At 43.7% G+C, this 11,667-nt stretch carries 12 protein-coding genes; 9 read left to right on the top strand and 3 right to left on the bottom strand.

Annotation, left to right across the window (positions count from 1 at the left end):
* Position 1: 1 nt before the first annotated feature.
* The 3 genes from recF to dnaA form a co-directional block, all read right to left on the bottom strand.
* Positions 2-1,090, bottom strand: coding sequence for a DNA replication/repair protein RecF (gene recF, locus ACHUFN_RS09530; RefSeq protein ID WP_394222138.1), 1,089 nt, complete (start codon positions 1,088-1,090; stop codon positions 2-4).
* A 114-nt stretch (positions 1,091-1,204) separates the two neighbouring features.
* Complete coding sequence (gene dnaN / locus ACHUFN_RS09535; protein WP_394222139.1) at positions 1,205-2,305, bottom strand: DNA polymerase III subunit beta; 1,101 nt, start codon at positions 2,303-2,305, stop codon at positions 1,205-1,207.
* A gap of 33 nt (positions 2,306-2,338) precedes the next feature.
* Positions 2,339-4,000: a chromosomal replication initiator protein DnaA gene (gene dnaA / locus ACHUFN_RS09540; protein WP_394222140.1), complete on the bottom strand. Its 1,662-nt coding sequence runs from the start codon at positions 3,998-4,000 to the stop codon at positions 2,339-2,341.
* A gap of 613 nt (positions 4,001-4,613) precedes the next feature.
* On the opposite strand from dnaA, the gene rpmH reads away from it, so the two are divergent.
* The 9 genes from rpmH (at position 4,614) to ACHUFN_RS09585 (ending at position 10,984) form a co-directional block, all read left to right on the top strand.
* A complete protein-coding gene (rpmH, locus tag ACHUFN_RS09545) occupies positions 4,614-4,748 on the top strand; it encodes a 50S ribosomal protein L34 (RefSeq protein WP_014290886.1) in 135 nt (44 codons plus the stop codon).
* A 16-nt stretch (positions 4,749-4,764) separates the two neighbouring features.
* Positions 4,765-5,124: a ribonuclease P protein component gene (gene rnpA / locus ACHUFN_RS09550; RefSeq protein WP_015000154.1), complete on the top strand. Its 360-nt coding sequence runs from the start codon at positions 4,765-4,767 to the stop codon at positions 5,122-5,124.
* Positions 5,088-5,357 (top strand): membrane protein insertion efficiency factor YidD, encoded by a 270-nt coding sequence (yidD, locus tag ACHUFN_RS09555; RefSeq protein WP_394222141.1) that lies wholly within the window; start codon positions 5,088-5,090, stop codon positions 5,355-5,357. The genes rnpA and yidD overlap by 37 nt, the downstream gene beginning before the upstream one ends.
* A gap of 10 nt (positions 5,358-5,367) precedes the next feature.
* Positions 5,368-7,026 (top strand): membrane protein insertase YidC, encoded by a 1,659-nt coding sequence (gene yidC, locus ACHUFN_RS09560; RefSeq protein ID WP_394222142.1) that lies wholly within the window; start codon positions 5,368-5,370, stop codon positions 7,024-7,026.
* A 64-nt stretch (positions 7,027-7,090) separates the two neighbouring features.
* Positions 7,091-7,573, top strand: coding sequence for a YajQ family cyclic di-GMP-binding protein (locus ACHUFN_RS09565; RefSeq protein ID WP_394222143.1), 483 nt, complete (start codon positions 7,091-7,093; stop codon positions 7,571-7,573).
* Between the two features lie 2 nt (positions 7,574-7,575).
* Entirely contained in the window at positions 7,576-8,964 is a 1,389-nt protein-coding gene (gene mnmE, locus ACHUFN_RS09570) for a tRNA uridine-5-carboxymethylaminomethyl(34) synthesis GTPase MnmE (RefSeq protein WP_394222145.1), read from the top strand.
* Positions 8,965-9,016: 52 nt separating this feature from the next.
* On the top strand, positions 9,017-9,457 hold the full coding sequence (gene mioC, locus ACHUFN_RS09575; RefSeq protein ID WP_394222146.1) for an FMN-binding protein MioC: 441 nt from the start codon (positions 9,017-9,019) through the stop codon (positions 9,455-9,457).
* A 24-nt stretch (positions 9,458-9,481) separates the two neighbouring features.
* Positions 9,482-10,150, top strand: a complete 669-nt coding sequence (locus ACHUFN_RS09580; RefSeq protein ID WP_394222147.1) for a DnaT-like ssDNA-binding domain-containing protein — start codon at positions 9,482-9,484, stop codon at positions 10,148-10,150.
* A 6-nt stretch (positions 10,151-10,156) separates the two neighbouring features.
* Positions 10,157-10,984 (top strand): ATP-binding protein, encoded by an 828-nt coding sequence (locus ACHUFN_RS09585; RefSeq protein WP_394222149.1) that lies wholly within the window; start codon positions 10,157-10,159, stop codon positions 10,982-10,984.
* Positions 10,985-11,667 lie beyond the last annotated feature (683 nt).

The raw sequence follows: 11,667 nt of genomic DNA on the forward strand, positions 1-11,667 counted from the left end.
TTTACTCCTCTTTCACGCTTCCATGTTCCACGTGAAACATTTTCTTTTCGTTGTATTTTTGTATAAAAGCGAGCTGCGTGGATTCTATTGCAGTAACGAAAACCTGCGTATCCATTTTGAGCAACCCATCAATAAATTGTTCTCTTTTATCGGCATCTAACTCTGCACCCACATCATCAAGTAAGAAGATACTCTTACGCTGCGTGGCCGAGTTGAAGAGCTTAGTCTGTGACATCTGTAGCGCCGCCACGGCCATTCTAAGCTGCCCTCTCGATAAAAGCTCCTGAGCATTGACGCCATTCACTTTGAGCCTTAAATCAGCTTTATGGGGCCCAGAAGAAGTATGTCCTATTTTACCATCATACTCGCGCTTTTTAACTAGGCTTTCTGATAAAGACACATCTTTTTCCCACCCTTTATAGTAACTTAATTCAACGTCAAAGTTAGGAAGAAATTCTTGTGCGTATTGTTTGAAAATGGGCGTTAAATTCTCAACATATTGTTGGCGTGTTGCACTTAACGATTCACCTAACGTACTGAACTGCGATTCCCAATATTGGTTTTGTGGTGCATTTAAGTTTGCTTGCTGCTTCAATAATGCATTTCTATGTTTTAGAAATTTTCCATATTGATTAGCTAACGCTTGGAATTTATGTTTCACGTGAAACAATCCCCAATCACAAAAACGTCTTCTTTCTGACGGTGAACCAATAATAAGATCTGTGCTCTGAGGCGTAAAAAGTTGGAGTGGCACTAGACTTACTAAATCTGATAGCTTATTAGAATGCTCACCATTAATGCTGCATGTAAATGTTTCGTTTCTACCGCGTTGGAAGCCAAGTTTTAATAAATCCCCTTCTTCCGTTTTGCACGAAGCAAACACACTAAAACTATCTTTTCCATTTTGAATCACAGAGCTGTGTTTATTGGTTCGAAAAGAACGCCCAAATCCTAAATAATAAAGCGCCTCTATAAGCGAAGATTTACCGCTACCGTTCACACCTTTAATAATTGTTAAAGAAGGAGACGGAGAGATAGATACAGAATTTAGATTACGAAACTGTGTAATCTGGACACGGTCCAGTTTCATGAAATCACACTGAAGATAAAAAAGAAGCGAAAAGCACCATTACTAATCGCTTCTGAAAATGGGGATTAACTAACAAAACAAGAGTGTTTGTGCGAAAACGTTAAGTAGTGACTGCTACAGTCGCATCGGCATGATTACGTACAACGCTGCGTCATCAGCTTCGTCCTCGATCAACGCACTGGCATTTGAGTCTGACAAACTAACCTTTACGTTATCAGAACCAAGCGCATTTAGGACATCAATAAGGTAAGCTACGTTAAATCCAATTTCTAAATCATCACCTTGATACTGTACGTCAACGATCTCTTCCGCTTCTTCCTGCTCTGGGTTGTTAGCGGTTATTTTTAGCTCGCCAGACGACAAGTTTAAACGTACGCCTCTAAATTTTTCGTTCGACAAAATAGCAGCACGCGAAAATGCTTCTTTAAGTACCGCTTTACTGGCAATGACTTCTTTATCGCCATTTTGAGGAAGTACACGACGGTAATCAGGAAATCGACCATCGACTAATTTAGACGTGAAAATAAAGTCGTTTGAAAATATACGCAGGTGATTCGCACCAATCTGTACTTTAAGTGATTTGTCATCCTCGCTAATAAGGCGTGAAATTTCTAAAACGCCTTTGCGAGGAATAATGACTTGTCGTGACGGCAATGCGGTTTCATAGTTTAAACGACAAAGCGCAAGGCGATGCCCATCTGTGGCAACAGTACGAATAACATTTTCTTCGGTTTCAAGCGACATGCCGTTTAAATAATAACGAACGTCTTGCTGCGCCATAGAGAAGCTCGTTGCATCTATCAAACGCTTTAAATCACTGCATGTTAATTCAAACTCTACCTCACCTTCCCAATCTTCAAGGTTCGGATAATCGTTTGCTGAAAGCGTTGATAGCGTGTAGCGACCTCGCCCTGCACGAATAAGCGCTTTACTTCCATCTAGCGAGAAATGAATATCTGTTCCCTCAGATATACCGCGAATAATATCGAACAGCTTTTTAGCGGGAACGGTAATCTCACCTTCCGTAAAATCGCCTTCTAATTTCACACTGGAAATTAATTCCACTTCTAAGTCTGTGCCCGTAAGCCAAAGTGCGTCCTCACTAACCTTAATAAGGACATTCGAAAGGATGGGCAGTGTGTGTCTACGTTCTACAGCACCTGATACCAACTGTAGGGGTTGTAAAAATTGTTCGCGGCTTATAGTAAATTTCATCGCAGTGCTATCTCGCCTCTAAAGGTCGTGGTGTTAGGAAGACAAAGTCCTAATGAGGTTCTTATAGTCCTCTTTTATATCATGACTTTCTTCTCTTAGCTGCTCTATTTTTCTACATGCGTGCAAAACGGTAGTATGGTCTCGCCCACCAAACGCGTTTCCTAATTCAGGAAGGCTGTGATTAGTGAGTTCTTTTGCAAGGGCCATCGCCACTTGGCGAGGACGCGCCACACTGCGACTACGTCGCTTAGACAAAATATCAGCTACTTTAATCTTATAATAATCTGCGACAGTTTTCTGAATATTATCAACGGTTACTAACTTTTCTTGAAGCGCCAATAAATCACGTAGCGCTTCGCGAACAAAATCGATAGTGATAGGACGGCCAGTAAAGTTTGCGTTTGCGATAACGCGGTTAAGCGCGCCTTCTAATTCACGAACGTTTGAACGTAATCGCTTAGCAATAAAGAACGCCACTTCGTTAGGCAGATGAATACGATTCTCCGCCGCCTTGCGCATTAAAATAGCAACACGAGTTTCAAGTTCAGGCGGCTCTATAGCAATGGTTAAGCCCCAACCAAAGCGCGACTTCAATCTGTCCTCTACCCCGTCAATTTCTTTTGGGTACCTATCAGAGGTAAGAATGATTTGTTGGTTACCTTCTAAAAGCGCATTAAACGTATGGAAAAACTCTTCCTGTGAACGCTCTTTGTTAGCGAAAAATTGAATGTCATCGATAAGCAATGCGTCAACGCTGCGATAAAACCGTTTAAAATCTTCAATAGCATTGTTTTGAAGTGCTTTAACCATGTCCTGCACAAAACGCTCAGAGTGCATATAGACAATTTTGGCATCGCCATTGTTCGCAACGATACCATTTCCAACAGCGTGTAATAAGTGAGTTTTACCTAGACCTGTACCGCCGTAAATAAACAATGGGTTGTAAGAACCACCAGGGTTATTTGCAACCTGAGTAGCAGCAGCCCGTGCAAGTTGATTAGATTTACCTTCAACGAAGTTATCAAATTGATACGTAGGGTTGATGTTACTTTTGTGTTTCATCGCTTCGGGGATCGGGATCACTTTTGGTGGAGTGGACGATCTCGGCGTTGCTTGGGCGTAATTGTTGTTCCCATTGCGATCTTGGTTTTGCGAGCTCAGATCATTCTGATCTGGATTCTGCGGATAAGATGTCGATTTATTGAATGAATTAGCATTCGCCTGATCGTTTAGACCAGTTCCTTGGGAAAACCCCATGGGCGTTGTACTAGCTCGTGACGCTGAAAACTGACCATGGCTATTAGAAGAAGGCTGATGAGGTGAATAACTATTATTGCTTCCTTCATAGCCTTGACTTCCCATTGGGGTAACTGGCTTACTGCCGCTATTGCTAAACGGTGCACTTGAAGAAGGCGCTGATGCACTGTTACTTATAGGCTGTGAGCGGTTAACATTATGGCGGCTCATCACCTCTAGACGCAATTGGGGTGCATCATTTCCTGCAAACTCTTTAAGTAGCGCAGTTATATTATTGAGGTATTTATCTCTTACCCAATCAAGTACGAAACGATTTGGGGCATATAGCGCTACCACGCCTCCTTGTTCTTCACAAACAAGCGGCCGTATCCACATACTAAATTGCTGCGTTGGTAATTCTTGACGCAATCTTTCAAGGCATTGGTTCCACAAGGACATGGTACGTAAGTCGCTCCCGTAACTCGCTAGAAAGCCAACTCCGAAAAAGCCAAGCAATAATATGTAGGCACTAAAAAGCGCCATTAGTAGAAACAGCGTTGGATGTGTTGGGTAGCAGCGAGAAATTAAGTTATCGTTTTATTCGCTGTGGATTATCTAACGTTATCAACACAAAGTAAATGGCGATCCCGATCGATCTTTTCGATCAAAAAAGCAAGCCACTGAATTAATTAGATTTTTCTTTTAGATCAAATCTTGCTATGGCGAGAAAAAATCAGTCTAAATTCTGCGTAAAAAACCGATAGATCACCTTGCAATTTAGACTTAGCGCAAGGTTTTTCACAATATACTGTGGATAACCTAACTCATTTTAACGCGTTATTCACAGTGAATTTGTACAAATAAAAGCGGTATCGATTAAAAAACAGCAAAAATTGTTCACTTATTCATCCGAAAAGCGAGAATATGCATTGACAGCACGCCCCGAGATCTCTAGAATTCAGCGTCCTTTTTCGATGGGCTTTTCTGGTGAAAACACCACATTGTTCTGGCAACAGCGCACTGTGTTACCAAAAACGCCTATGTTTAACTAAATATAAGTGAGACTTTGGTCATGAAAAGAACATTTCAACCGAGCAATCTAAAGCGCAAGCGTTCTCACGGTTTTCGTGCTCGTATGGCGACTAAAAATGGTCGTAAAGTACTAGCAGCTCGCCGTGCAAAAGGCCGCGCTCGTCTTTCAGCTTAATTAGAAAGACGCCAAAGTGGGCGAGAATAATTTTTCAAGGGAGTTACGTCTGTTAACTCCCACCCACTTTACTTATGTGTTTGATAACGCAACCCCTGCTGTATCCCCTTCTTTTACTGTTCTAGCCAGAAAAAATACGCTCTCTACACCACGCTTAGGCATTACGCTTGCCAAGAAACGCATTCGTAAAGCACACGACAGAAATCGATTAAAACGATTAGTTAGAGAAAGTTTCAGGCATAAGCAGCACAACTTACCCAATGTCGATATTATTGTTATTGGAAAGTCTGGCGCTGATAACCTTAGCAACCAAGAAGTATTCGCTACATTGGACAAGCTATGGAAAAAATTAAACAAGCGTTGCGGCAACTCTTAATTGCAGTGCCATTGGCCTTGATAAAATGTTATCAATGGTTCATTTCGCCTATATTAGGGCAACGATGTCGTTTCCATCCCTCCTGCTCTTGGTACGCTATAGACGCATTAAAAACGCACGGATTGGTAAAAGGCGGTTGGTTATCTATTAAACGCATATTAAAATGCCACCCTTTGCATGCCGGCGGATATGATCCAGTGCCGGAAAAACAACAAGATAAACACTCAAAATAAAGAGACCTCTATGGAATCGCAACGTAGTTTTCTGATAATTGGCCTTGCGCTAGTTAGCTTTTTGCTTTGGCAGTCATGGCAAAAAGATTATGGGCCGCAGCCAATTGTGCCTGTTGAACAGCAACAAACACAAGAAACATCACAAGGCGTGCCGTCATTTAATGACAATGGCAGTGAAGATGTACCTAGTGGCGATAGCGTTCCGGCAGCACAGCCTGTTGCAGCGGCGCAAAACACTAACCGCATTATTGAAGTAAAAACCGATACGCTAGATTTACGCATCGATTTGTTAGGCGGTGATGTAGTTTCAGCAGACCTACTTAAATTTCCCGTAGAACAAGGTTCTGATATTCCTTACAGCCTACTGCGTTCAGGTAATGGTCTTTATGTTGCACAAAGCGGTCTTATTGGTGCACAAGGGCCAGATGCTAGCAGCAGTGGTCGTCCTGTTTATAACGCACAAAGCGATTTTTATGAAATGACCGGCGACTCGCTTGTTATTCCACTGACGTGGAAAAACAATCAAGGCTTGTCAATTACCAAGACGTTTACATTTACAAAAGGTCAGTACGACGTAAATGTAAGCTACAGCGTTGAAAACGGCACTGGCGGCTTAGCAACGGTACAACCTTATGCGCAGTTAAAGCAAGTGATGGAGTTTGAAGACGACAGCAACATGTTTATGCCGACATACCGTGGCGCAGCTTATTCAACGGAAGATGACCGCTATCAGAAATACACCTTCGATGAAATTGAAGACGACAACCTTCGCGAAACCACAAAAGCGGGTTGGGTTGGCATGCTTGAGCACTATTTTGTTTCGGCATGGGTTCCTTCACAAGAACAGACGAATACGATTTACTCACGCAACTTAAAAAACCAATATGCTGTGATTGGCGTATTGTCGCCTTCTGAAAGCGTTGCGCCAGGCGAAACGAAGACAATTGCGTCTACCCTTTACATGGGCCCTAAAGACCAAGAAAGCCTAGCGAAAATTGCACGTGGTTTAGACCTAACGGTTGATTACGGCATTCTTTTCTGGATTTCTCAGCCTCTGTTTGCTCTTCTAACGTTCCTTCATAGTCTGGTGAATAACTGGGGTGTGGCGATTATTCTTATCACAATTGTTGTGAAAGGTGCCATGTACTGGCTAACCAAGAAGCAATACGAGTCAATGGCACGTATGCGCAACCTAGCACCTAAAATGCAGCAGCTGAAAGACCGCTTTGGCGACGACAGACAAAAAATGTCTCAAGCCATGATGGAACTGTATCGCAAAGAAAAGGTGAACCCTATGGGTGGGTGTTTACCGCTGCTTCTACAAATGCCTATCTTCCTAGCACTTTACTGGGTGTTAATGGAAAGTGTTGAGCTACGTCATGCAGACTTTGTACTTTGGATCACTGACCTATCGGCAAAAGACCCGTACTTTGTGCTACCTATTCTTACTGGCGCAAGTATGTACCTGTTGCAAAAGCTTCAGCCAACCACCATTACAGATCCAATGCAGCAAAAAATCATGCAGTGGATGCCTGTGGCCATGAGTGTATTCTTCCTATGGTTCCCTGCAGGTCTGGTACTATACTGGCTAATAAGTAACGTTATTACCTTGGTTCAAGCCAAAATGATTTATGCTTCTATGGAGAAGCGGGGCATCAGCAGTAAGTAATACGCTGATCTATGAATTACACAGCCCGCCTTTGCGGGCTGTTTTGTCTTAAGAGGATTAAACTGTGCCATCATTTGATATTGTTTCAGAAATCAATATGGAAGAAGTGCGTAACGCCACTGAAAATGCTAGTCGAGAACTGTCTACACGATTCGACTTTCGCGGTGTTGAAGCAAGTTTTGAATATAAAGATAAAACCGTGCTAATGACTGCCGAAGCAGAATTCCAGCTTCAGCAAATGGAAAGTATGTTTAGAACCGCCATGTCTAAGCGCGGTGTAGATACGTCATCGATGGACGTTAAGCCATACGATGCCCACGGTAAAACCTACCGTCAAACTATCGCGTTTAAAGAAGGCATTGAGCAACCTACCGCAAAGAAAATTGTGAAGCTGGTTAAAGACGCGAAAATTAAAGTTCAAACCGCAATTCAGGGCGAAGAGCTACGTATCACAGGTAAGAAGCGCGACGACCTTCAACAAGTTATTGCACTGGTGAAAGAGTCGAACTTAGGCCAGCCTTTCCAATTTAAGAACTTCCGTGATTAATTATGGAATCACTCACCCTCTCTACCGATACCATTACTGCACAAGCCACGGCACCAGGTCGTGGCGGTGTGGGTATTGTGCGCGTCTCAGGCCCTAACGCAAAAGCAATTGCTGAAGCATTAGTACCCAGCGCCCTTACGCCGCGTCTTGCTACCTATACGCCTTTTGTCGACGCTAACCAAAGTGTTATTGACCAAGGCATAGCGTTATTTTTTAAGGGCCCGAATTCGTTCACCGGTGAAGATGTGCTTGAGCTGCAAGGCCACGGCGGTCAAGTCGTTATGGATATGCTTATTGACGCCGTACTCGCCACAGGCCACGCACGACTAGCCAATCCAGGTGAATTCAGTGAACAAGCATTTTTAAATGATAAATTAGACCTTGCACAAGCCGAGGCAATAGCCGACCTAATTGATGCCAGTTCTAAGCAAGCAGCCAAAAGTGCGCTGCGCTCGCTGCAGGGTGAGTTTTCTACACAAATCCAGACCTTGTCTGATCAAATCGTGCACCTTCGTATGTACGTCGAAGCCGCCATCGATTTTCCTGAAGAGGAAATCGATTTCTTATCTGATGGCAAAGTATCGGGCGACTTAAGCGCCATCATGCAAAGTCTGACCAAAGTGCGCGAGCAAGCCAAACAAGGAACCTTGCTGCGTGAAGGTATGCAGGTGGTTATTGCGGGGCGACCTAATGCCGGTAAATCTAGCTTGTTAAACGCCTTAGCAGGCCGAGATAGTGCCATTGTTACCGACATTGCAGGCACCACTAGAGACGTACTGAAAGAGCATATACATATTGATGGTATGCCAGTGCACATCATCGATACCGCGGGGCTTCGTGAAAGCCCCGACAAAGTCGAACAAATTGGTATTGAGCGCGCATGGCAGGCCATTAATGAGGCCGACCATGTGTTATTCGTTGTCGACTCTACAACGACAACTGTCATCGACCCCTACGAGATTTGGCCAGAATTTATGGCCCGGCTACCTGAGGGCATTCCCGTTACGGTAGTTCGCAATAAAGCTGACCTCAGCACACTAGATATAGGTCAAAGCACGGTGGCAACAGAGCATGGCGATATTTCGGTGATAAATTTGTCGGCCAAAGAAGGCCACGGCGTCGATACGTTAAAGGCACATTTAGCCAAAACCATGGGCTTTGACACAACAACTGAGGGCCAGTTTATTGCCCGTAGACGTCATATAGATGCACTCGATCAGGCTTACAGCTACGTAAGCACAGGCGAGCAGCAGTTACACGACGCCATGGCAGGCGAGTTACTTGCAGAAGAACTGCGCCTAGCGCATCAAGCACTCTGTGAGATAACGGGTGAATTCACCTCAGACGATCTGCTTGGTAAGATATTTTCGTCATTCTGTATTGGTAAGTAAGATTGGCGGCACGGCCGCTAAACACTATCGTTGAAAGAGAAGTAATGTATTAATGAGTAAGCACTTTGAAATTATTGTTGGCACCATGTTAGGTGCAGCAGAGTATGTTGCCGACGCTATTGCCGAAAAACTCGACGCAAGCGGACATACGCATACAATTCACGCCGAGCCGAATCTAGACGACGTTAACACCGAATCAACGTGGATTGTGTGTACTTCTACCCATGGTGCAGGCGAATTACCAGACAATATTCAACCCTTTGCTAAACAGCTTGAAAGCGCGGATTTAAGCGCCGTAAAAGCGTATGTTATTGGCCTTGGCGATACCAGCTACGATACTTTCTGCTTTGGCGCTAAAGAAATGGAAAAACACATCGTAAACGCTGGTGGTAAACTAATTGCTGACGCACTTTATATCGATGTACTTGAGCATCCAATTCCTGAAGATGCAGCAGTAGAATGGTTCGACGACAAGCTAGCCAATGGTCAATAACCTTTTCAACGTGGACGCTTTGCTATGAACAGCAACCTCACCCAAGCTGAAATTGCTGCTTTGCAATCCCCGCTTTCTAACGATTGCCGGGTGTTGTATTTGCTGGGGCTTCGCTTGGGTGCGAACACAGCCACCACGTCTTCTGCGCCTATCGATTATAAACAACTGCTGAATTTGCTAAACGGTGACAGTAAAGACGAGCCCTATCAGCGGGGTCGTCAGGTCAACAGTTTGGTAAAGCAACTTGAGCAAGTGGGTTTAGTTGCCCTCCCCCTAGAGCTTGATCTTGAACACACGATTAACGGTAAAACCCTTCTGCTACCACTTTTAAGCGAACCACAATCAGACTTTGAACAGCTGCATGCACGTCATAGCGCCATGACCGCCAGCTGGACACCAAATAAAGCCCTGTTTGAAGAAATGGCTGCGCTACTAGGGCTCATCGACAAAACATATGATGACAATGAAGTGGGTGAATTCATTGCCTATTGGCTGGGAAGACCAAGTTCCGTGTTTAGCGAGTTTCAATGGACTCAAAAATTTGCCAACAATATCAAGCGAAAGCGATTGGCTTCTGGCTATGCTCCCACAAAAGTGGTCGGTACACAGCAAGTGAAAGTTGCAGCGGGCATTGAAGCAGATGATAATGCGAGAAAGCTGGTGGAAAAATATGCCGCAACCAAAAAGAGTTAATTCGTTATGGATCGTATAACCGATAAAATTGCCAATTTAGCGAGAGCGCTCAAGAAAGACGTCGATCCCAATCGTGAGTATATCGACTACAAAACACTGCGTAAGCAGTATGAAGCGAAAGCTAACGAAGAAGTATCTCAACTACAGCAACGCAGCAAGAAAGCGCGCGTTGAGGCCATTCACGGCCGCTCTGATCTAAACCCTAAATGGACCTTTGCTAATTTAGTTGAAGATAGCGACGATGTCATTGAAGCGGTATCTATTGCGCAGTCATTTATCGCTGCCCACGATGACCCGGCGTGGCGTCAAAGTGGCTCGCATATGATGATTTTTTACGGCGATTACGGCCGTGGTAAGTCTCACATTGCCGGCGCTATAGCCCATCAACTTATTGAGCAATATGAGATCTCTGTCCTCTACCGACAGCTTTCCACCTTACTGGAAATGCGTAATTTCTCGTTTGACTTTGCTGCAACAGACAACGCCAGTCAGCGCTTTAGAGAGATCAATCAAGAGCTTCTTGACGTTGATTTACTTATTCTTGATGAAGTGTGTGTGAATGAGTCAGCGCTTAAGAAAAACGCGCAAAGCTGGTTTGGCAACTTACTGCGTCAGCGATTAGTGAACAAGAAAAATTGTATTTTGATCACTAACCACAACTTAGCCGAACTTGAAAATGCACTCGGTCGCTATTGTTTTGAATCAATAAAAGAATACGACACCTACAAGGTGAGATTCCAAGGCCCTAGTCGCCGTGAAGGATTAACGATAGAGCAAGAAGACATGCAGGGTTCTGTAGCTCAACCACGCTATCAACCAAACCAGGTGCGCTAATAGCACCTGGCCTAGCCACTTAGCCAAAATTTAAGCCATAGCCACGCTTTGATTTAACACAAAGCACTCTTTCACTAACGTTCGATACTTATGACAACGTCTTTCTTCAAGGCAACAATGGCAGTAGTAAAACGTCAGCGCTAGCTTTCAGTCATGTATTCAACGAAAAGCATCTACCACTTTCGATACCAAAACGAATACCTGCAAAGGATTATCGATAACTGCTGCTCGAACTTTGCTTGCCGTCATTGTCCTTCGTGGTGATCTTGCGCCCCTATATTTCGCTGCGTTAAATGGTAGTAAGAGGATGAAAATAATAATGTTGATCCCAATTCATCGAAAAGATGCCCCTTTTTAATCTTGGTCGAAGCCGACAACCATCATGATCTAACCAACAAGTATTCGCTTTGTCAGGCGCTTTTTATTGCAAATAATGGTTGTAATCTAGACAGCCATAATAAACTTTTTGCTGATGTGTGCACTAATTCCAAAAAAATAATGCTGTCATAGGTAAATATTGTTTGTCTTAAATTAATGAATGAAAATGTGATCAGGCGATCTAGTCACAGTTTTTTTAAAAGATCTCTTCCACAATGTGATCGCCCTATAACACGCGTGAATACACGATCTTTCGATCACAATACATAATTAGCAAACATTTTATCCCCAGTTGGATCACATTT

It is taken from the genome of Alteromonas gracilis (genome assembly GCF_043642145.1).
Lineage (GTDB): Bacteria > Pseudomonadota > Gammaproteobacteria > Enterobacterales > Alteromonadaceae > Alteromonas > Alteromonas gracilis_B.